This window comes from Actinokineospora globicatena (assembly GCF_024171945.1).
GTDB classification, from domain to species: domain Bacteria; phylum Actinomycetota; class Actinomycetes; order Mycobacteriales; family Pseudonocardiaceae; genus Actinokineospora; species Actinokineospora globicatena.
This window is the reverse complement of the sequence record NZ_JAMTCR010000002.1, coordinates 2,271,197-2,290,394: the sequence shown is the minus strand read 5'-3', so window position 1 is coordinate 2,290,394 and position 19,198 is coordinate 2,271,197. Positions and strand designations below refer to the sequence as shown.

23 protein-coding genes are annotated in these 19,198 nt (G+C 69.5%); 12 read left to right on the top strand and 11 right to left on the bottom strand.

What is annotated here, in order from left to right:
• Positions 1-33 precede the first annotated feature (33 nt).
• Both LV79_RS10405 and LV79_RS10400 read left to right on the top strand, forming a co-directional pair.
• On the top strand, positions 34-714 hold the full coding sequence (locus LV79_RS10405; protein ID WP_285469362.1) for a response regulator transcription factor: 681 nt from the start codon (positions 34-36) through the stop codon (positions 712-714).
• An 11-nt stretch (positions 715-725) separates the two neighbouring features.
• The gene (locus LV79_RS10400) at positions 726-1,316 is read left to right on the top strand and encodes a hypothetical protein (protein ID WP_253834518.1); all 591 of its coding nucleotides are present in this window, start codon (positions 726-728) and stop codon (positions 1,314-1,316) included.
• An 87-nt stretch (positions 1,317-1,403) separates the two neighbouring features.
• On the opposite strand, the gene LV79_RS10395 is transcribed toward LV79_RS10400, so the two are convergent.
• Positions 1,404-1,937 (bottom strand): EF-hand domain-containing protein, encoded by a 534-nt coding sequence (locus LV79_RS10395; RefSeq protein ID WP_253834516.1) that lies wholly within the window; start codon positions 1,935-1,937, stop codon positions 1,404-1,406.
• A gap of 171 nt (positions 1,938-2,108) precedes the next feature.
• On the opposite strand from LV79_RS10395, the gene modA reads away from it, so the two are divergent.
• From modA to LV79_RS10375, 4 genes are read left to right on the top strand one after another with little or no spacing between them, the layout of a single operon-like run.
• Positions 2,109-2,834 (top strand): molybdate ABC transporter substrate-binding protein, encoded by a 726-nt coding sequence (gene modA, locus LV79_RS10390; RefSeq protein WP_253834514.1) that lies wholly within the window; start codon positions 2,109-2,111, stop codon positions 2,832-2,834.
• Entirely contained in the window at positions 2,831-3,628 is a 798-nt protein-coding gene (gene modB, locus LV79_RS10385) for a molybdate ABC transporter permease subunit (RefSeq protein ID WP_253834512.1), read from the top strand. The genes modA and modB overlap by 4 nt, the downstream gene beginning before the upstream one ends.
• A complete protein-coding gene (locus LV79_RS10380; RefSeq protein WP_253834508.1) occupies positions 3,625-4,647 on the top strand; it encodes an ABC transporter ATP-binding protein in 1,023 nt (340 codons plus the stop codon). The genes modB and LV79_RS10380 overlap by 4 nt, the downstream gene beginning before the upstream one ends.
• A 38-nt stretch (positions 4,648-4,685) precedes the next feature.
• Entirely contained in the window at positions 4,686-5,441 is a 756-nt protein-coding gene (locus LV79_RS10375; RefSeq protein ID WP_253834506.1) for a 2-phosphosulfolactate phosphatase, read from the top strand.
• Here the strand turns inward: LV79_RS10375 and LV79_RS10370 are convergent.
• The 7 genes from LV79_RS10370 to LV79_RS10340 form a co-directional block, all read right to left on the bottom strand.
• On the bottom strand, positions 5,397-6,839 hold the full coding sequence (locus tag LV79_RS10370) for a sensor histidine kinase (protein WP_253834504.1): 1,443 nt from the start codon (positions 6,837-6,839) through the stop codon (positions 5,397-5,399). The two genes, LV79_RS10375 and LV79_RS10370, sit on opposite strands and share 45 nt — an antisense overlap.
• Positions 6,840-6,844: 5 nt before the next feature.
• Positions 6,845-7,528 (bottom strand): response regulator transcription factor, encoded by a 684-nt coding sequence (locus tag LV79_RS10365; RefSeq protein WP_253834502.1) that lies wholly within the window; start codon positions 7,526-7,528, stop codon positions 6,845-6,847.
• A complete protein-coding gene (locus LV79_RS10360; protein ID WP_253834495.1) occupies positions 7,525-8,040 on the bottom strand; it encodes a DUF5666 domain-containing protein in 516 nt (171 codons plus the stop codon). Before LV79_RS10360 ends, LV79_RS10365 begins: the two co-directional genes overlap by 4 nt.
• A 9-nt stretch (positions 8,041-8,049) precedes the next feature.
• Positions 8,050-9,249 carry an ABC transporter permease gene (locus LV79_RS10355; RefSeq protein WP_253834493.1) on the bottom strand — a complete coding sequence of 400 codons (1,200 nt, stop codon included), beginning with the start codon at positions 9,247-9,249 and terminating at the stop codon, positions 8,050-8,052.
• Complete coding sequence (locus LV79_RS10350; protein ID WP_253834491.1) at positions 9,246-9,932, bottom strand: ABC transporter ATP-binding protein; 687 nt, start codon at positions 9,930-9,932, stop codon at positions 9,246-9,248. Before LV79_RS10350 ends, LV79_RS10355 begins: the two co-directional genes overlap by 4 nt.
• Entirely contained in the window at positions 9,929-11,056 is a 1,128-nt protein-coding gene (locus LV79_RS10345) for an efflux RND transporter periplasmic adaptor subunit (RefSeq protein WP_253834489.1), read from the bottom strand. The genes LV79_RS10350 and LV79_RS10345 overlap by 4 nt, the downstream gene beginning before the upstream one ends.
• 206 nt (positions 11,057-11,262) lie before the next feature.
• Positions 11,263-12,081: a helix-turn-helix domain-containing protein gene (locus LV79_RS10340; protein WP_253834487.1), complete on the bottom strand. Its 819-nt coding sequence runs from the start codon at positions 12,079-12,081 to the stop codon at positions 11,263-11,265.
• Positions 12,082-12,241: 160 nt separating this feature from the next.
• Here LV79_RS10340 and LV79_RS10335 point away from each other — a divergent pair, with 160 nt between their 5' ends.
• Positions 12,242-12,592 (top strand): hypothetical protein, encoded by a 351-nt coding sequence (locus LV79_RS10335; protein ID WP_253834484.1) that lies wholly within the window; start codon positions 12,242-12,244, stop codon positions 12,590-12,592.
• 277 nt (positions 12,593-12,869) lie between these two features.
• On the opposite strand, the gene LV79_RS10330 is transcribed toward LV79_RS10335, so the two are convergent.
• Together LV79_RS10330 and LV79_RS10325 are read right to left on the bottom strand one after the other, a co-directional pair.
• Positions 12,870-13,577, bottom strand: a complete 708-nt coding sequence (locus LV79_RS10330) for an SRPBCC family protein (RefSeq protein ID WP_253834481.1) — start codon at positions 13,575-13,577, stop codon at positions 12,870-12,872.
• Between the two features lie 20 nt (positions 13,578-13,597).
• Positions 13,598-14,191, bottom strand: a complete 594-nt coding sequence (locus LV79_RS10325) for an ArsR/SmtB family transcription factor (protein WP_253834479.1) — start codon at positions 14,189-14,191, stop codon at positions 13,598-13,600.
• Positions 14,192-14,315: 124 nt separating this feature from the next.
• Between LV79_RS10325 and LV79_RS10320 the strand changes: the two genes are divergently transcribed.
• The gene (locus LV79_RS10320) at positions 14,316-15,353 is read left to right on the top strand and encodes a TRM11 family SAM-dependent methyltransferase (RefSeq protein ID WP_253834477.1); all 1,038 of its coding nucleotides are present in this window, start codon (positions 14,316-14,318) and stop codon (positions 15,351-15,353) included.
• On the opposite strand, the gene LV79_RS10315 is transcribed toward LV79_RS10320, so the two are convergent.
• A complete protein-coding gene (locus tag LV79_RS10315) occupies positions 15,350-16,633 on the bottom strand; it encodes an aminotransferase class V-fold PLP-dependent enzyme (RefSeq protein WP_253834475.1) in 1,284 nt (427 codons plus the stop codon). The genes LV79_RS10320 and LV79_RS10315 overlap by 4 nt on opposite strands.
• Positions 16,634-16,748: 115 nt before the next feature.
• Here LV79_RS10315 and LV79_RS10310 point away from each other — a divergent pair, with 115 nt between their 5' ends.
• From LV79_RS10310 to LV79_RS10295, 4 genes are read left to right on the top strand one after another with little or no spacing between them, the layout of a single operon-like run.
• Entirely contained in the window at positions 16,749-17,327 is a 579-nt protein-coding gene (locus tag LV79_RS10310; protein WP_253835976.1) for an RNA polymerase sigma factor, read from the top strand.
• Positions 17,324-18,079, top strand: coding sequence for a methylated-DNA--[protein]-cysteine S-methyltransferase (locus LV79_RS10305; protein ID WP_253834473.1), 756 nt, complete (start codon positions 17,324-17,326; stop codon positions 18,077-18,079). The genes LV79_RS10310 and LV79_RS10305 overlap by 4 nt, the downstream gene beginning before the upstream one ends.
• Positions 18,052-18,525 carry a hypothetical protein gene (locus LV79_RS10300; RefSeq protein ID WP_253834472.1) on the top strand — a complete coding sequence of 158 codons (474 nt, stop codon included), beginning with the start codon at positions 18,052-18,054 and terminating at the stop codon, positions 18,523-18,525. Before LV79_RS10305 ends, LV79_RS10300 begins: the two co-directional genes overlap by 28 nt.
• Positions 18,516-19,139 carry an alpha-ketoglutarate-dependent dioxygenase AlkB family protein gene (locus LV79_RS10295; protein WP_253834470.1) on the top strand — a complete coding sequence of 208 codons (624 nt, stop codon included), beginning with the start codon at positions 18,516-18,518 and terminating at the stop codon, positions 19,137-19,139. The genes LV79_RS10300 and LV79_RS10295 overlap by 10 nt, the downstream gene beginning before the upstream one ends.
• Positions 19,140-19,198: the final 59 nt, after the last annotated feature.

Genomic DNA, 19,198 nt, shown 5'->3' with positions numbered 1-19,198 from the left:
GACCGGGGATGACCGAGAGGAGCGAGGCGAGCGATGGTGGGGGCTGAGCGGCCGGTGACGGTGGCGATTGTCGAGGATCACCCGGTGGTGGTGGATGGGGTGACGACGTGGATTGGGGCTGATCCGGAGCGGCGGGCGGTTGTGGTGGGGAGTGGGGACGATGTCGACGTCGTGCTCGCGGGGCCCGGCGGTGAGGCGGATGTGTTGCTGCTCGACCTGCAGTTGGGCGACACAGTTGTAGTCGACCGGGTCGCGCAGTTGTGCACCGAGGGCAGGCGCGTAGTGGTGTATTCGGCGCTTGATGATCCGGAGACCATCCTGACCGTGTTGGAGGCGGGTGCGTCCGCGTTCCTGTCCAAGCACGAGGCGGGCAGTCACTGCGTGGACACGATCGTCGCCGTGGCCACGGACCGGCCCTACGTCACGCCGTCGGTGGCGGGGGCGTTGTTGGCGGAGGCGCCGCACCTGTCCGTGCAGGAGCGGACGGCGTTGCTGCTGTGGTTCCAGTCGATGTCGAAGGCGTCGGTGGCCAGGCGGATGGGGTTGAGCGAGGCGACGGTGCGCCAGTACATCGACCGGGCCAGGGTGAAGTACGCGAAGCTGGGGCGTCCGGCGCCGACCAAGACGGCGTTGCTCGCGCGCGCCATCGAGGACGGGCTCATCCGCGCGGACGAGATCAGGGAGTACCGCTCGCACGCCGCCGGGGACCAGTAGCCTGGGTAAACGTGGCGCGACGCAACCGAGTTAGCCCTACCGGCGACCTCTTCGAGACCTCGCACCGCGGCACCTTGTTCGGTAACCGCGGCGTCCTGCACAACCCTAACGGCGCGATCGTCCGTAGAGCCCAGGTGCGCCGTTGGATCACCTGCGAACTCCAGTTCCGCGGCCGCCGCCGTCCCATCATGGCGCCCGGCCGGTACACGGAACTGTTCTTCTTGGACGAAGCGGTAGCTCTAGCCGCCGGCCACCGCCCTTGCGCTGAGTGCCGCCGTGCGGACTACCTCCGCTACCGCGCACTCTGGCCATCCACAGAGGAACCCAAAAGCGCGGACGCCATGGATCGGGTCCTAGATGCCGAACGCGCGCTAGTAGACGGTCAACGCCGCACCACATCTATGACCAATCCCCCGCACGGCAGCTTCATCACCGTCGACCACGAACACTGGCTGGTCGCGCACAACCAACTCCACCTCTGGACCCCGGCCGGTTACTCCGAAACCCGCCCCCTGCCAGACAGCCCTGTCGCGGTACTCACCCCACCCACGACAGTCGCGATCCTCACCGCGGGCTACACCCCCCGCCTCAACCTGCCCTGATTTCCCGCAGGGTTGGCCGCAAGCGCTTTCGTCGCCCGACGATCTCCGTCCTGTCAGGTCAAGCCCGGTTACCCGTGACCGCTGGTTTCACGCCCCCAGCGGGCCGAACAGCGCGCTGCCGGGGGCGGTTGGGTCGTCGCCCGCCCAGAACTCGGTCCAGAGGGTGGTGAACTCGGCGCGGGAGAGGGTGCCGTTCGCGTCTAAGTCGAGGGTATGGAACGCGTCGCCGAGGGGGGTGGGGCGGCCGTTCCAGACGTCGACGAGGCGTTGGTGTTCGGCGGGGGTGATGCGGCCGTCGCGGTCCTCGTCGACGGCGTCGAACATGGCCAGGGCGGTCTCGGTGACCGCGTCGGGGGCGGCGCTGAGCTGGTCGACGACGCCGAGCACGTCGTCGATGGTGGCCTGGTCGGCGCCACCGGCTGCGGCGCGCAGGGTGTGCCACCAGCCGAGCATGATGGTCGCGATGCGCTGGTGGTCGGTGGAGCCGGGCGCCGCCCCGCGCTCCCGGCACCAGCGGTCGGTGAGCGCGGCGAAGTCGGTCTCGGTGAGCAGGCCGTCACCGTCGTGGTCCATCGCGGTGAACACCGCCGTGATCTTGTCGCGTTGGAACCCGCTGGCCATGCCGCCTCCCCGCTCGGTGGAGGTCCAGCCTCACCCACCACCGCGGTCCCGGCAGCCCCCACCCCGGTGGTGCGGGACGGCAAACGGGCGGTTACCCACAGCCATCAGGACGCATCGGAACCGCATCCGCGTGACTAGACTGCTGATGTCGCCGAAAACGCGGAGGATTGGATGCGTGCCCTGCTCCTCACGGTGCTCCTCGTCTTAGCCGGTTGCTCCAGCCAGGAAGAACCACCCAGGACGGTGACGGTGTTCGCCGCGGCGTCACTCACCGAGGCGTTCACCACGCTCGGCAAGGAGTTCGAGACCGCCAACCCCGGCGTGCAGGTCGCCTTCAACTTCGCGGGCAGCTCCGCGCTGGCCCAGCAGATCAACCAGGGCGCGCCCGCCGACGTGTTCGCCTCGGCGGCCCCGGCGAACATGCAGCAGGTCGGCGACGCCAAGGAGCCGGTGACCTTCGCCAAGAACCAGCTGGAGATCGCGGTCCCCAAGGGCAACCCGGGCAAGGTCACCGGGCTGGCGAACTTCGCCGACGAGAGCCTGGACATCGCGCTGTGCGCCGAGCAGGTGCCGTGCGGCGCGGCGGCGAAGAAGGCGCTGGCCGCCGCCGGGATCACCGCCAAGCCGGACACCTTGGAGCAGGACGTCAAGGCCGCGCTGACGAAGGTCCGCCTCGGCGAGGTCGACGCGGCGCTGGTGTACCGGACGGACGTCAAGGCCGCGGGTGCCGAGGTGGAGGGCATCGACTTCCCCGAGGCCGCGAAGGCGGTGAACGACTACCCGATCGCGGTGCTCGGCAAGGCGCCGAACTCCGCGCAGGCCAAGGCGTTCGTCGACTTCGTCCGGTCCGACCGGGGCAAGGCCGTGCTCGCCGAGGCCGGGTTCTCCGCGCCGTGAGCGGTCGGCGGGTGCGCAAGGGACGGCTCCCCGTTGTCCTTGTCGTGCCCGCCGTTCTCGGTCTGGCGTTCTTAGTCCTACCGCTGGTGGGTCTGCTCGCGCGGACCGAGTGGTCTGAGTTCCCTTCGCGACTGCTGAGCGCGGAGGTAGGCGAAGCGCTGCGGTTGTCGTTGGTGTGCGCGAGCCTGGCGACGGTCGTGTGTGTGGTGTTGGGTGTCCCGCTGGCGTGGATGTTGGCTCGCGGGGACATACCTGGGCGCCGGTTGGTGCGTGCACTCGTGACTGTGCCGTTGGTGCTACCGCCCGTAGTGGGTGGTGTGGCTCTACTGCTGGTCTTGGGTAAACGCGGGCCGGTAGGTGGGTTGCTCGAGAGCTGGTTCGGGGTGTCGTTGCCCTTCACGACCGCCGGGGTGGTGGTCGCCGAGGCGTTCGTGGCGATGCCGTTCCTGGTGATCTCGGTGGAGGGCGCGCTCCGGGCCGCCGATCCCCGGGCCGAAGAGGCCGCTGCGACGCTCGGGGCGTCACGGTGGCTGACCTTCCGCCGGATCACACTGCCGTCGGTGATGCCGGGGGTCGTGGCGGGCACGGTGTTGTGCTGGGCGCGCGCGTTGGGCGAGTTCGGTGCGACGATCACGTTCGCGGGCAACTTCCCCGGCGAGACCACGACGATGCCGCTAGCGGTGTACCTGGCGTTGGAGACCGATCCGCAAGCCGCGATCGTGTTGAGCGTGGTGCTGTTGGCCGTGTCCGTCGCGGTCTTGGCCAGTCTGCGTGACCGGTGGGTGGGCGGATGACCCTCGATGCAGTACTACGGGTTGACCGAGCCGGGTTAGACCTACCGCTCACCGTTGAACCTGGCGAGGTAGTCGTCGTACTGGGGCCTAACGGTGCCGGTAAGACAACCGCGTTGCGTGCGCTCGCAGGTCTGCTCCCGTTGCAAGAGGGCCACATCCGACTCAACGGCCAGGTGTGGGACGAGCCGCCACGCACGTTTGTGCCCGCTCAACAGCGTCGGGTCGGCGTGGTCTTCCAGGACTACCTCCTGTTCCAGCACATGTCCGTCCTAGAGAACGTCGCTTTCGGACTCCGGGCGCGCGGTACGCCCAGGGACGCGGCTCGAGCGCGGGCCATGACCTGGCTGGACGCGGTGGGAATCGGGGACCAAGCGCGGAAGCGACCTGGCGCGTTGTCTGGCGGTCAGGCCCAGCGAGTGGCGTTGGCCCGGGCGTTGGCGACCGAGCCGGAGGTGCTGCTGCTGGACGAGCCGCTCGCCGCACTGGACGCGGGGACCCGGCTCAAGGTCCGCGCGGAACTGGCCCGCCACCTGCGGGACTTCCCCGGACGCACGGTCTTGGTCACCCACGATCCCGTGGACGCGATGGCCCTCGGCGATCGTCTGGTCGTCATCGAGGACGGCCAGGTAACGCAAACGGGCGCCCCGCGTGAGGTAGCTCGACACCCACGCACGGCCTACATCGCGGACTTGGTCGGCTTGAACCTCCTACGCGGCAAAGCCAACGGCACCACCGTCACGCTCGACACCGGCACCACACTCACCACGGTTAGCGCTAACTCCGGCTCTATCTACGTCGCCTTTCCCCCATCAGCAATCTCACTGCACCACGTGCGGTCCTCAGAGCCCAACACGTGGCTGGCGACCGTCACCGGGGTGGAGCAACACGCCCACACCACCCGCATCCACCTGGACAACGGCGTCTCAGCCGATCTAACCCCTGCCACGGTGGCCGACCTGGAACTCAACACGCCTCTATGGGCAACGGTCCATCCGGAAAGTCTTCAGACGTACAAATAGCTCGTCCAGTCTTACCCGGTCAGGGCAAGATCGCGCGTGTGGGCAAGAGTCCGTATGCGCAGGATGGCTACCGATTCCGCTTCGACTGGGGGCTGTCGGGAGCACAAGAGATCGCAGAGCCGTCGTGGATCGTCGCGGTCGTTGACGTGCTGTCATTCACGACAACCCTGACCGTCGCGGTTGACGCCGGTATCGAGGTCTTCCCCTACCGGTGGCGAGACGAGTCGGCTGCGGAGTTCGCGAAGAAGCAAGACGCGGTCCTAGCCGTAGGGCGTTCAGAACCGGGCGCAGTAAGCCTGTCGCCGGAGACCGTGCGCAATGCCCGTGACCTGCGACGGCTGGTGTTGCCCTCACCCAACGGGTCGACCATCGCGCAGGCGATGAGCAGCAAGGGGCACGACGTCATCGGGGTGTCGTTGCGCAACACCACCGCAGCAGCCGCCTGGACAGCGGAACGCCTGCGAACGGGTGCGGCAGCGGGCGTGGCGGTGGTCGCGGCAGGCGAGGTCTGGCGGTCCACCGGAGCGTTGCGGCCCGGCGCCGAGGACCTGTGGGGAGCGGGCGCCTACTTGGCGGCCCTGAGCGAGCACGGGCCGTTCTCCCCCGAGGCGCGGTTGGCCGCGTCGGCGTTCCGCGACGTGTCCGGCGACATCGCGGCGCAGTTGCACGACTGCGCCAGCGGCCGCGAACTCATAGAGATGGGGTATCGACAGGACGTTGAGATCGCCGCCGAGATCGACAGCAGTACCTCAGTCTCGGTGCTGGTAGGCCTGAGTTTCCGCCAGGCGAGGTAGCTGTACCGAGAACGTGGTCCCCTTGCCCAGCTCCGACTGCACCGCGACCGAGCCGCCGTGGGCCGTAACTACCGCGTCGACGATAGCCAGTCCTAGGCCCGTGCCGCCGCTTTCCTGCGTTCGTGATGGGTCTGCCCGGTAGAAGCGCTCGAATACCCGCTGTCTGTGCTCGGGCGCCAGACCTGGCCCTTCGTCGATGACCTCCAACGCCGCTGTTGGCCCGGTCAGTCGAACCCGCACCTCTACGGCCCCGTCGGTGTGCCGGAGTGCGTTGCCGACCAGGTTCGACGCGACCTGCCGGAGCCGCTGGGTGTCCCCCAGCACCATCGCCTGCTGGTCGCCGATGTCTAGCTTCAGCGCGATAGACCTACCAGGCTCGACCACCGTTGCCTCGTGCACAGCGTCAACGGCGATGACCGCCAGGTCGACGGGCGCTAGCTCCAACGGGCGCTGACGGTCCAAGCTCGCCAACAACAACAAGTCGGCTACCAGCGCGCTCATTCGTTCAGCCTGCCCCTCGATACGGGACATGACTTCGCCGACGTCAGAAGCGGCACCCTGCCGGTAGAGCTCCGCGTAGCCACGGATAGACGTAAGAGGCGTGCGAAGTTCGTGGCTGGCGTCGGCGACGAACCGGCGCATGCGTCCCTCCGACACCCGCGCGGCCTCTTCAGACCGGGCGCGCGCGTGGAAGGCCTGTTCGATCTGGCCGAGCATGCCGTTGAGCGACACCGCCAGCCGACCGACCTCGCTGCCCGGCCGCCGCACCGGTACCCGGCGCGACAGGTCGCCCGCCGCGATGGCCTCCGCGGTGCCCTCCACCTCTTCCAGCGGCCGCAGGCTCCCCCGCACCAGCGCGTACCCGGTGCCCGCGAGCAGCACCAACGCGCCGAGGCTGATCAGCAGGAAGGTCCGCCGCAGGTCGTCGACGGCGGTGTCGACATCGGCCTGGCTGGTGGCGATCACCAGCTCGTCGTCCCCCGACGGCCGGACCAGCAGCCGCCACCGCGGCGTCGCGTCGTCCGCCGAGTCCACGGTCAGGTAGCTGCCCGGCTCGACCGCGCCGAACGCGGGCAGCACGGGCCGGGCCCCGCTCTCCCGGCGCGGTGCCAGGTCGACGACCTGGCCGTCCGCGTGGCGCAGCAGCACAATCTCCTGCTGCGTCCAGGCCTGCCCCCGGTTCGTGCGGGCCGGTTCGAAGCCAGTGGTCAACTGGCGTTGGACCAGCCCGCTCATCCGGTCCAGCCGCGAGTCCACCTGGCCGAGCAGGTAGTCCTGCATCACCTGCGCGCCGATCGCCCACGTGCCCAATAGCCCTGCCGCAGCGAGGACGACGACGACCAAGACCAGGTGGACCCGTAGCGGCAACCGCCCGAAGGCAGCTCTAACCCGCGCCATGCCCTTCACTGTGCCCGCAGCACATAGCCGAAGCCACGCACGGTGTGGATAAGACGGGTCTCACCATCGTCGACCTTGCGGCGCAGGTAGGAGATGTAGGACTCGACGACACCAGCCTCGCCGTTGAAGTCGTAGTTCCACACCTGGTCGAGGATCTGTGCCTTCGACACCACCCGTCCAGCGTTGCGCAGCAGGTAGTGCAAGAGCTTGAACTCGGTCGGCGACAACTCGACCGCGCGGCCTGCTTTGCGCACTATGTGACTATCGACCTCTAGCTCCAAGTCAGCCACGGTCAACCGCTCGGGCTCGCCGTCCGTAGGCCGGGTGCGCCGCAGGATCGCGGAGACCCTGGCGATGACCTCTTCCAGGCTGAACGGCTTGGTGACGTAGTCGTCGCCGCCGATGGTCAGCCCGGTGACCTTGTCCTGGTTGGCGTCGCGCGCGGTCAGGAACAGCACCGGCACCCCGTGCCCGCCCGCGCGCAGCCTGCGCAGCACGTCGAAGCCGTCGCGGTCGGGCAGCATCACGTCGAGCACCAGCAGGTCGGGGCGCAGCCGCTCGGCCTGGCGCAGCGCGTCGGCGCCGGTCGCGGCGGTCGCCACGGTGAACCCGGCGAAGCGCAGGCTGGTCGCCAGCAGGTCCCGGATGCCGTCGTCGTCCTCGACGACCAGCAGCGACGCCTGGCTCACCCCGCCGCCTGCCTGCGGGTCAGCGACCGCGCGGTCACCGACCCGTCCGCGGCCTGCTGGCCGAGCACCACGACGGTGTCGCCCGCGGCGAGGTCGGCGAGTTTGCCCGCGCTGGTCAGGTCTACCGTCGTGGAGTCCGATGTGGACACCTTGATCACTCTACCGTCCTGGGTCTTCACGTACACGGTGGAACCGTCGACGTGGTCGATCGTGCCCGTTGTCCCTCCCCGGCCCTGACCGCCCTGCCCGGGTTGCCCGCCTTGTCCACCCTGTCCGCCGCCGAAGCCGCCATAGCCACCGGCGCCTCTACCACCGGTAGCGGGCGCGGCCGTCGTTGTCGTCGCGAGCGCCTTATGCGCTAGAGCCCCGCCACCGAATGCCAGCACTACGAGCACGGCGACCGCAAGACCGATGGTGACCTTGCTGATCCCCTTACCCGCCGCGCGCAACTCCTTGTCGATGTCACCACCGACCGGTTGTGCCAACAGCGGGTCCTGGTCTGGTGTGGTCAACGGATTCCCCTATTCGTGTCGCAGAGCTTCGATGGGACGGAGGCGGGCGGCGCGGCTGGCCGGGTAGCTGCCGAAGAAGAGGCCGATCAGCGCGGACACCGCGAACGCGAGCAGCACCGAGGACGGCACGATGACCGGCGTGATGCCCGCGATGGTGAACCGCGCGCCGAGGAACCCCGCGGCCACGCCGAGCAGGCCGCCGAAGAGGCTGAGCATGGTGGCCTCCAGCAGGAACTGCCCGAGGATCGCGCCGCGCCGGGCCCCCACCGCCTTGCGGATGCCGATCTCGCGGATCCGCTCGGTGACGGTGACCAGCATGATGTTGGTGACGCCGATCCCGCCGACCAGCAGCGAGATGGCCGCGACCGAGGCCAGCAGCACGGTGAAGGTGTCGGTGGTCGCGGTGCGCGCCGTGAGCAACTGCTCCTGGCTGAGCACCCGGTAGTCGGCGGTCTGCCCGAAGCCGACCTTGTGGCGGCCGTCCAGGATGGTGGTGACCTGGGCCTGCGCCGTGCTGATGGTGTCGGCGCTAGTGGCCTGCACGACGATCTGCGACAGGCTGCCGTACCCGGTGAGCGCGTTCTGCACGGTGCTCAGCGGCGCGACGGCGGTGTCGTCGGCGTCCTGCAGCCCGCTCGAGCCCTTGCCGGCCAGCACCCCCACCACGGTGAACGGGATGTTGTTGACCAGGATCGACTCCCCGACCGGGCTGGTCGACGGGAACAGCTGGGTCGCCACGGTCGCGCCGATGACGACCACCTTGCGGCCCTGGGCGAGGTCGTCGGCGGTGAACAACGCGCCCTGGGCGACGGCGCTGTTCGTGGTGGAGAAGTAGGCCGGGTCGGTGCCGATGAACTGGGAGATGCTGTAGCTGACGTCGGCGTGCGCGGCGGTCGCCGAGGTGGAGGCCACTGGGGACGCCGAACGCACGGCGGGCGCCTCGACCGGGTCGGCGAGCGCCCTGGCGTCGGCCGTGGTCAGCTCCTTGGCCGAGGACCCGGGCTGGGCGCGCTGCGGTGAGATGGTCAGGACGTTGGTGCCGAGCCCGGCGATGCTCTGCTGCACCGACTGGGACGCGCCGTTGCCGACCGCGATCAGCAGGATCACCGAGGCGACGCCGATCATGATGCCGAGCGTGGTCAGCGCCGAGCGCAGCTTGTTCGCCGTCACCCCGCGCACCGCGAAGGCCAGGACCTCGGTGCACCTCACGCGGGCACCCCCTGCGCGACGCGGCCGTCGACCACCCGGACCACCCGGTCGGCGTGCGCGGCGACGTCGTCCTCGTGGGTGATCAGCACGACGGTGCGGCCGCTGGCGTTGAGCCGGTCGAGGATGCCCATGACGTCCTGGCTGCTGCGGGTGTCCAGGTTGCCGGTCGGCTCGTCGGCCAGCACGATCGCGGGCGCGGTGACCAGCGCGCGGGCGATCGCGACCCGCTGCTGCTGCCCGCCGGAGAGCTCGTTGGGCCGATGGTGGGCGCGGTCGTCCAGGCCGACCAGGCGCAGCGCCGCCATCGCCCGCTCCCGGCGCTCGGCCCGCCGCACACCCGCGTAGACCAGCGGCAGTTCGACGTTGGCCAGCGCGGAGGTGCGCGGGATCAGGTTGAACGACTGGAAGACGAACCCGATCTTGCGGTTGCGCAGGATGCCCAGCTGCGCCTCGCCGAACTCGGCGGTGTCGATGCCGTCGAGCAGGTAGCGACCGGAGCTAGGGATGTCCAGGCAGCCAAGGATGTTGAGCAGGGTTGACTTGCCTGAGCCGGATGCTCCCATGATGGCCAGGTAGTCCCCACGCGCGACGGTCAGATCCAAGCCTCTAAGCGCGTGGACGGCCGTATCGCCGGTGCCGTAGGTCTTACGCAGATCGCGGACCTCGATGACGGGGGCGTTCACCGGCCCGGTCCGGTTCCACCAGTGCCGCCGGGCCTGGTGCCCCCACCGAAGCCACCCGTACCGCCACCCAGCCCACCCGCGTTGCGGTTGTTGTTGCTGTTCTGGGTGCTAGTGGCCACCTGCGGCAAGAGGACCTGCTCGTTCGCGGTAAGCCCAGAGGTGACCTCAACGTAGGTGTCGCCCTTGACCCCTAGCTCTACCGTGCGGCGGGTCTCTTGCCCGTTGACGACAACGGTGACAGAACTGGCGTTGCCGACCGTTTGCACTGCCGCCGAAGGCACCGCCAACACATTCGCCGCGTTCGCGACAGTGATGGTGACACTCGCGGACTGTCCGGGCTTGAGGTTGGCGGGCGGGCTGGTCAGCGAGAGCGTGGTGCCGTACTGGACGACGTTGTTGGCTGTGGTGGGCAGGAGGTCGATCGCCGCTACCGCCGCCTGGATGGGCTGGGTGGGCAACGCGTTGACGGTAACCGTCGCCGTTTGTCCTACCTTGAGCTTGCTGACATCGCTTTCGGCGACGTTCGCTTGCAGGGTGAGGTTCTTGAGGTCGGTGATGACGAAGTCACCGGAGGCGGTAGTGCCCGTCGACGACCCACCAGATCCCGACTTACCGCCGACGGTGACGTTAACGGCCGTGACAGTGCCATCGCCCGGCGCGGCCAGCGTCATCCCGGCCAACGCGGCCTTCGCCTTGTCCCGGTTCAGCACCGCCTGGGTGACCTGGTTGTCGAGCTGGTCGGTGTCCTTGCCCTCGGCCGCGGCCGTGTCCCGGCTGTCCACCGCCTGCGCCAGGCTGTTCTGGGCGATCGACAGCTCCAGCTTCGCCTCGGTGGTGTCCAGCGTCCCCAGGGTCTGCCCCTTGGTCACCACGTCCCCGACCTTGACGTTGACCGTGGCCACCGCCCCGGACGTCCCGAACGACGCCGTGCCGGTGTACCCGCTGGCCACCGTCCCGGACGCGGTCACCGTCTCGGTGACGTCGCGCGCCACCACCTCCGCCGTCCGCGTCGTGGCGGCCGCCGCCTGCTCGGTCCCGGAGTCGAAGAACAGGAAGTACCCGCCGAGGCCCACCCCGACCAACACCACGACCAACAGCCCGTTGACGAGCCACCCACGTCTCATGGCCGGTTATCCTCGGCACCGACCCTGTGCCCCACCTACGCGCAAGCCGGCAGTTCCCTGTGAACCCCGCCGCAGGCCGCCGACCCCCGCTGGAACTGCAGCCCCAGGCACTCCCAGAACGCGTACCAGCGATCTCGGCCCGCCCGCCGAGCCACGCGCCCGCACACGACGACCCAACTGATGGCCAAATCCATTGAGGACTGATGTCAGCAGGCGGGGAGGAGGCGGCGGGTCATCGCGGCGAGCAGGGTGGTGGATTTGGTGGGGGTGCAGGACAGCGAGCGGATGGATTCGGCGTCTTGGCGGTAGGTGGCCACGTCTTTGGGGTGGTGCAGCCACAGGGTGGAGAACTTCGTTTCCACGAAGGCGATCTGGCCGATGGCGGTCGAGTCGACGACGGTGAAGGGGCCTTCCAAGCCTGGGTGCCAGCCTAGGCCGGAGGGGGTGACCCGCAGCTCTATATGTGGGCGGCGGGATAGCTCTATGAGGTGTTCGAGTTGTTCAGCGGCAGCATCAACGCCGCCGATGTGTTGCTGGAGAGCGGATAGGCCTATCAGAGCGGTGAGCTTGGCCGGGTTGCGGCCCGCGAGGACCTCTTGGCGCTCCAGCGTGCTTCGCACCTCTTCCTCGGTGTGGTGGGTGGACCGGAGAACCGCCGGGGTCTGGAGGAGTTCGGGCAAGACCAAGGGCGAGACTTGCACAATGCTGGTCGCGTTCCGCTCGTACTCCACATAGGCCTCGGCCTGGTGGCGGCGCTCGGCGTCGGTGGTGGCGATCCACTGCGGATCACCCACCCGGTGGGCGAGGGTCATCAGGTCGTCGTGGCGCGCGCCGGTGACGCCGAACGTGGTGAGCATGCGGGCCACCAGTTCGGGCTTGGGGACCCGGACGCCGCTCTCGTAGCGCGAAAGCGTTGGCGCGTCACGGTTGAGCGATAGCGCCGCCTCGCGCAGGGACAGTTCGCACGCCTCCCGGGCCCGGCGCAGCACGCGGCCGAGCACGGCGGCCTTGGGTGTCCTCGCCATGGTTCTCCCCTTTGTGTTGACAGGCCGGAGACAACGAAGAGTGACCGGCCGGGTGGTGGAATCGCTTGATGCACGTACGGCACACCCGTCGCCGGAGTCGGCTCGGTGGCGCGAAACTCCTGGCATTCGGTTTTCGATTGTAGATCACACGGAGTTGGTGATGACCGGTACCCGCGAGCCCATCTCGCCCGAGGAAGCGCTGCGGCGCTTCCCCGAACTCGGCGCCCTGGTGGCACTGCGCGAGCGGCAGTGGCGATTCCACCTGTTGACCGAGAACGACCAGTTGGTCGCGGTCGCCGCGACGCACACCGAGGAGCGCTACACCGACGCGGTGTTCGTGTTCGACCAGCACCACGTGCTGGCGAACCGCCTCGTCGAGGACGGCGTGGTGTGGATGAAGGACGGGAACGACCTGGTGGAAGTGGTCAACGACCTGCTGTCCCTGCCCGCGCCCGGTGAACCGGGGGCACCCGCCCTGGTCATCCGGCCGAGTTCGCTGTGGATCCCGTGAGCGCGGGCGAGGTGTGGCAGATGGTCCTAGGACTCATCGTGCCGGTGCTGCTGATCTACGCGGCGCTGGTGTGGTGGGGCTGTTCCCGAGACCGGTGGAGGTAATTGATTGTAGGCACACCTTTCGCAGGCCAGCCGCTGGTTTTGGGTCCGGTTCGACGGATGTGAGCGGAGACGGCGAAACGCCCCGGGTTCCTGCCCCGGGGCGTTTCGCCACAAATGGTCCTAGGCCGTTCGACAATCCGGTGCGGTAGCCGCAACGAGCCCTCTTACCGCAATCAGGCGAACACCGCGTTCAGCCAGTTCTGCCACGCGGCGGAGGTCTTGTCCTGGTCGGCAGGGGCAACGAACAGGTGGTGGGCCAGCGACACCGGCGCGCCCCAGGGCTCGCGGCAGTAGAAGCGGTAGAGGGCGTCACCGGACCGGAGGCCGACGAACTGGCCCTCCAGGTAGTCGACCTCCGCGTCGACCGCGTCGATACCGGGCACCTCGATGCGTACACGCTGACCGACAGCGGTAACGCCGAGCGCGCCGCGCAGCACGTCAACCGAACCTGGCGCGGTAGAGGCAACGGGGCCGTCGGCGGCGACGTAGGTCGCGGCCTTGCCCGGGAAGTACTTCACGTACTGGCCGAGCGAGTGCAGGTAGAAGTCCGTGTGCTTGCCCGCGCCGTCGTACTGGGTGTCCCAGTCGTCGGTGAAGATGCCGCTGTGGACGTACCGGAGCACGGTAGTGCCACCGTCACGCGCTTCGATGATGTGCTCCAAAGCGTTGAACCAGCCGTCCGGCCCCTCGGTGCGCACGGACACCTCGTGCGGCGGGTTCCACACCGTCACCCGGCTGCCCGACTCGTCGACCGCGCCGTCCGCCCCTGGCCACGGCATCGGGAACAGCCAGGAACCGTTGTTCTCGGTGATGGCGTTGAAGACCTGCTCGGGGGTGGCCTCGACGACGACCTCGCGGCGGATCTCGAACGGCTTCGACATGACTCTTTCCTTCAAGGGGTTCAGCGGTCCTGCGAGGACTTGGGACTGGGGTGCAGCGCGACGATGAACCGGTGCTTGCGACCGTTCAGCGCGTTCTCGGTGTGGTACTTGCGGACTAGGTCGGCGACCGCGTCCTGGAGCTCACCGGCGAAGGCGGCGCGGTCGGCCGCCGACGCGAAGGTGATCTCGGCGTCGCTGGCGTAGGTCGCCAGCCGCTGCTTGGCCGCCGTCGCCCCGACGATGAGCTGGCCCAGTTCGCGCACCAGGCGCGCGGCGAGGGCGAGCAGCCAGCGCGCGGAGAGCTGGTCCGGCGACTTGGACGGGTCAGGAGCGACAGCGGACAGCGCGGCGGGCGAGATGACGTAAGAGGCAGCGGTCGCGCGAAGAACCCGCTCGGTGCAGTTCCCCTTGCGCCGCTCCTCCACGAGCTCGACCAACCCGTGCTTCTCGAGCGCGCGGAGGTGGTAGTTGACCTTCTGGCGCGGCAGTCCCACGATCGCGGCCAGCGAACTGGCCGAACCGGGCTCCGCGAGCGCGGCCAGCAGGGCCGACCGCACCGGGTCCAGCGTGACCTCGGCAGCCGCCGGGTCCTCGATCACCGCCACGTCGAACATGGGCCCAGCCTCTCACCGACAACTTTTCTTGTCAAGGACGACGTGAGTTGTCGGTGCGCGCAGCCCGTACCCTGCCTCCGACCTGGCCATCCACCCCAACCCACCCCTGGAAGATCGGGAGCTCATGCCCTCCTACGCGCTGCTCGTGCGGCCCGCGCTCAACCGCGTCTACGCCGACTCCTCGGTCGACCTGATGGCCGCCGAGCTCGCGGTGTTCGGCGACCGGGCGCTGGGCGGGCGGGTCGGCGGGATCGAGCCGGTGCGGATCGGCGGGGTGCCCTACCTCGGCTTCGAGGCCCAGGACCTCGAGGAGCGGGACGTCCGGTACCTGGCGAACCTGTCGTCGGCGTACGCCCTGTTCGAGCGGCAGGGTGATCTCCTGGCTCCGGTAGAGCTAACGCCGCTGGACAAGTTCGACGACGACCTGATCACCATCCAGAAGTACTCGGGTAAGACCAACGAGCACTTCACCAAGTTGATGCTGAACCTGGCGGTGGCGTCGTCCGACTTCGCCGGGGAGATGCTCGACCGCAGGCTGCGCGTGCTCGACCCGCTGTGCGGCCGGGGCACGACGCTCAACCAGGCGCTGATGTACGGCTACGACACCGCCGGGATCGACCTGGACACCAAGGACTTCGACATCTACGCGGCCTTCCTGCAGACCTGGCTCAAGCGCAAACGGCTCAAGCACACCGCGGACGTGACCCGGGTCCGCCGCGACGGCAAGGTCGTCGCGCGCCGCTTGACCGCGTCGGTCGGCGTGGACAAGGAGAGCTACAAGGCGGGCGAGGCTCTTAACCTCGACTACGTCAACGCGGACACGACTGAAGCGCCGAGGTTCCACCGCACGGCCACCTTCGACGTCATCGTCGCGGACGCCCCTTACGGCGTGCAGCACGGCAGCCGAGCTGGCGGTGGCCTTCACCGAGGCCCGTTGGAACTGATGCAGGCAGCGCTACCTGGCTGGGCGAAGGTCTTGCGCCCCGGAGGCGCGATCGCACTGTCGTGGAACACGAACGTCGTCCCGCGCGCGGCCCTTGTCGACGCACTGGCGGCGGCAGACCTGACTCCGCTCGATGAGGGCGCTTACCTCGGTTTCTCCCACCGAGTCGACCAGGCGATCGTGCGCGACGTGGTGGTAGCGCGGAAGCAGGTCCTCTAGGGACGCAGGGCCCGGATGAGCGCGTCCACGTCCTCATCGGACGTGACGATGCTCGGGCCGACCCGCACGTGCCGCTCGTTGTACGGGGTCACCGAGGCCGACACGCCCTTGCCTGCCAAAGCCGCGACCACGGCCTGCGGCGGGGTGTCCGCCACGTCGAAGCAGATGATCCCGGCCGACAGCTCCGGCGCGGCCGGGGTGACCACGGTGATCGACGGGTTCGACCGCAGTTCGGCCTGGACCCGCTCGACCTGCGCCCTGGTCCGCGCCTGGACCCGGTCCCGCCCGATGGCCAGGTGGAACCGGAACGCCTCGGCCAACGCCCAGCGGTACTCGAACGAGTGATAACCCCCCGGGGTGAACACCTCGGCGGTGGTCGGACCGGTCGGGGTGCCGTTGAGCCACTCGTCGAAGGCCGGTCCGCTGAACGACGGCAGGACGGGCGCGGTCGCCTCCCAGGCACCCTGGCGCGCCCAGATGACCCCCGTTCCCCGAGGTCCGAACAACCATTTGTGCGTGCCGGAGATCAAGAAGTCGCAGCCGAGGTCGGCCGGGGTGGCCGCCTCGACGCCAAGCGCGTGCACCGCGTCGACGCACAGCAGGGCGTGTTGCCCTGGTGGTAAGGACGCGTTGTGCGCCGCGATGGCGTCGGCGATGGCGCGGACGGGGAGCTTCACCCCGGTCACGGAGTGCACCCACGTGATAGCGACGATCCTGGTCTGGGGCGTCAACCCCGCGCGGAGCCTGGCGACCATCTCCTCGGCGGAGGCGGCAGCGGCGGTGTCATACAGGCGAACCCGGTGGACCTCCACACCACGGAGCTTGAGCGCGTGGTGCGTGGAGTAGAAGTCGTGTTCCGTCGTGAGAACCTGTTGCCCTGGTAAGAGGCGGATGCCCGCATAGAGCAAGCCGAGCCCCATGGTCGTGCTGTCGGTTAGCGCGATGTCCTCGGCGCGCCCACCCAGGTACTCGGCAGCGGCAGTACGAACAGCATCTACGGCAGGACCTGCTTGAGCGTCAAGGTAAGCGTGTGTGTCGCGGTCCAACCCAGCGCGGTGGCGGTTGATCGCGTCGTTCACCGGTCGCGGCGGGGCAGCGAGCACGTAAGCGGAGAACTGCCGAACCTCGCGCGTTAGCGGGAACTGCTCGCGCACGGACGCCCAGTCGGCCGGGTCGAACGGGGTCTCGGTGGCCGCGACCTCGGCCGTGCAGGCCGCCGCACCCGCCGCGACGGCGAGCCCGGAGCCCGCGGCGAGGAACCGTCGACGGGTCAGGTCCATGGGCGCTCCTCGGTCCGGGGCGCCCCAGTGTCGCAGGCCCGCGCCCGTTCGGGCAGGTACGCTGGATACCGAACGGATGTGCAACGCCGGAAGGTCCCTCGGTGTTCACTTGAGTATGGATGACCTGCCCGAGAGCGACGCCGAGACCGACGTGGCGATGCTCGCGGCCATCGCCGACGACCTCGACGCGGGGTTCGCGGGGATGGTCCGCGGGTACCAGCGGGTGGTCTACTCGGTAGCCCTGCGCGTGGGCGCCGGGGCGGACGCGGACGACCTGGCCGCGGAGTGCTTCCTGCGGGCCTACCGCGCCCTGCTCGGCTACGACCGGTCCCGCATCCTCGCGCTGCGGCCGCGGTCGTGGTTGTTGACCATCCTGCTCAACACCTGGCGCAACACCGTGCGCGGCGCCACCCGGCGGCCCGCGGTGGCGATGGCGGAGCTGCCCGACCGCCCGGCGCCCGGCCCGACCGTCGAGGACGTGGTCGCCAACACCGAGACCAGGGGCGAGCTGGGCGCGCTGGTGTCGGCGCTGCCGGAGAATCAGCGCCTCGCCGTGGTGCTGCGCCACGTCGTCGAGCTGCCGGTGGCCGAGATCGCCGCCGTCATGCGGATCCCCGAGGGGACCGTCAAGTCACACATCTCCCGGGGCCTGGCCCGGCTGCGGGAGCAGTACGCGAAGGAGGTGGTCCGATGACCGGCGACGACAGCTTCGACGAGTTCGCGCTGCGCCTCGGCGGGCTGGCGGTGGCCCCACCACGCGACCTGACCGGGGCCGTGTACGGGGACTGGACCAGGCTCGACGGCCCGGTCGGCGAGCTGCTGGTCGCCTTCACCGAGGTCGGCGTGAGCTACATCCGCACCGCGGAGTCGGTCGGTGACGACGACGACACCTTCCGCGAGCGCTTCCACGCCCTGTTCCAGCGCCCGCTGCGGCGCACCAGCGACGCACCGGCCGGGTTGCGGCAGGCGGTGCGCGGCCACGGTGCCGCACAGGTCCCGGTCGACCTGCGGGTGCTGACCGCGTTCGAACGGGACGTGCTGACCGCGACCAGGGCGATCCCGACCGGCCAGACCCGCCCGTACGCCTGGGTGGCCCGGGCGATCGGGCGGCCCAAGGCGGTCCGCGCGGTCGGCACGGCGCTGGGCAACAACCCGGTGCCGCTGCTGATCCCGTGCCACCGGGTCACCCGGTCCGACGGCAACCTCGGCCAGTACGTCTTCGGCGCCGACACCAAGGAGCGGCTGCTGCGCGCCGAGGAGACCAATGTGGACGAACTGCTGGACTTCGCCAGGTCCCGCATCGCCTACGTGGGCGCCGACGGCGTGGTCTGCTACCCGACGTGCACCCGTGCGCGGTCGGCGGCGGACCCGCGCGGGTTCCGCACCCTCGCGGCGGCGGAGGCGGCCGGTCTGCGCCCGTGCGACCTCTGCACCCCGGCAGGCTGATGACCGACCGGGAACTGGCGACGGTGTTGGCCCTGGCGCGGCGGCGCGGGGGCGGGTTGGTCACCGTGGGACATGGGCGGGACCCGGTCTCGACGGCCGCGGCGGAGGCGTTCGCCGCGGCCTGGGAGGGGACCGTGTGCGCGGTGGTGTCGTGGCCGCCGGTGGCGGCGTCGTGGTTGCGGCAGGCGTGCCGGTTCGCCGACGGCAGCCCGGACCTGTGGGTGATCGCCGACGACGCGGCGACCTGGGCGGGCATGGGACGGCGGTTGGCGACCCTGCCGCAGTGGCGTCCCAACCGGACGATCGCGTTCGCCGGATTGGCCAGCCCCGACCTGCCTGCGCTCGTCGGCGATGTGGACGGGTTGTGCGGCGCGGGTTCGGACGGGTCGAGCTGGTCCTTTTTCGACGGTGACCTGCACTGGTCGGCAGAGTCCACGTGGAACTGATCCCACGTCCCCGGCTCGACCTGGCTCCGGGGGCGGTGCACCTGCCGGACTGGCTCGACCTAGCTACCCAGCGCGATCTCTTGGCCGCTTGCCGGGAGTGGGCGCCGGGGATGCGGCAGCAGCGACTGCCCAACGGCGGTGTCATGTCGGTGCGGATGGTGTGCCTGGGGTGGCATTGGGTGCCCTACCGCTACACGAGGGTGCTCGACGACGGGACGGCCGTGCTGCCGTTCCCGGAGTGGCTCGGCGACCTCGGCAGGCGGGCGGTGGCAGCGGCCGGGTTCGCCGTGGACTACCGGCCGGACATCGCGCTGGTGAACTTCTACGACGCCGACGCCAGGATGGGCCTGCACCAGGACAAGGACGAGCGGTCGATGGACCCGGTCGTCTCGTTCAGCCTCGGCGACACCGGGGTGTTCCGGTTCGGCAACACCGAGAACCGGGGGCGGCCGTGGACCGACGTCGACCTCCGCTCCGGCGACCTGGTCGTGTTCGGCGGCGAGTCCCGGCTGGCCTACCACGGGGTGACCAAGATCCGGCCGGGGACGGCCGATCCGGACCTCGGCCTGAGCGGCAGGCTCAACATCACCCTGCGGGTGTCCGGGATGGACTAGTCCGTCCAGCGCCGAAGGTCACCCACACAGCCGCACTGCGTGACGCGCTCCGTACCGAA

What these genes read in the sequence shown, in the direction of transcription:
- LV79_RS10405 (WP_285469362.1), top strand. Translation starts at nt 34, where the DNA reads ATGGTGGGGGCTGAGCGGCCGGTGACGGTGGCGATTGTCGAGGATCAC.
- LV79_RS10395 (WP_253834516.1), bottom strand. Translation starts at nt 1,937, where the DNA reads ATGGCCAGCGGGTTCCAACGCGACAAGATCACGGCGGTGTTCACCGCG.
- modA (WP_253834514.1), top strand. Translation starts at nt 2,109, where the DNA reads ATGCGTGCCCTGCTCCTCACGGTGCTCCTCGTCTTAGCCGGTTGCTCC.
- LV79_RS10380 (WP_253834508.1), top strand. Translation starts at nt 3,625, where the DNA reads ATGACCCTCGATGCAGTACTACGGGTTGACCGAGCCGGGTTAGACCTA.
- LV79_RS10370 (WP_253834504.1), bottom strand. Translation starts at nt 6,839, where the DNA reads ATGGCGCGGGTTAGAGCTGCCTTCGGGCGGTTGCCGCTACGGGTCCAC.
- LV79_RS10345 (WP_253834489.1), bottom strand. Translation starts at nt 11,056, where the DNA reads ATGAGACGTGGGTGGCTCGTCAACGGGCTGTTGGTCGTGGTGTTGGTC.
- LV79_RS10340 (WP_253834487.1), bottom strand. Translation starts at nt 12,081, where the DNA reads ATGGCGAGGACACCCAAGGCCGCCGTGCTCGGCCGCGTGCTGCGCCGG.
- LV79_RS10335 (WP_253834484.1), top strand. Translation starts at nt 12,242, where the DNA reads ATGACCGGTACCCGCGAGCCCATCTCGCCCGAGGAAGCGCTGCGGCGC.
- LV79_RS10330 (WP_253834481.1), bottom strand. Translation starts at nt 13,577, where the DNA reads ATGTCGAAGCCGTTCGAGATCCGCCGCGAGGTCGTCGTCGAGGCCACC.
- LV79_RS10325 (WP_253834479.1), bottom strand. Translation starts at nt 14,191, where the DNA reads ATGTTCGACGTGGCGGTGATCGAGGACCCGGCGGCTGCCGAGGTCACG.
- LV79_RS10320 (WP_253834477.1), top strand. Translation starts at nt 14,316, where the DNA reads ATGCCCTCCTACGCGCTGCTCGTGCGGCCCGCGCTCAACCGCGTCTAC.
- LV79_RS10315 (WP_253834475.1), bottom strand. Translation starts at nt 16,633, where the DNA reads ATGGACCTGACCCGTCGACGGTTCCTCGCCGCGGGCTCCGGGCTCGCC.
- LV79_RS10310 (WP_253835976.1), top strand. Translation starts at nt 16,749, where the DNA reads ATGGATGACCTGCCCGAGAGCGACGCCGAGACCGACGTGGCGATGCTC.
- LV79_RS10305 (WP_253834473.1), top strand. Translation starts at nt 17,324, where the DNA reads ATGACCGGCGACGACAGCTTCGACGAGTTCGCGCTGCGCCTCGGCGGG.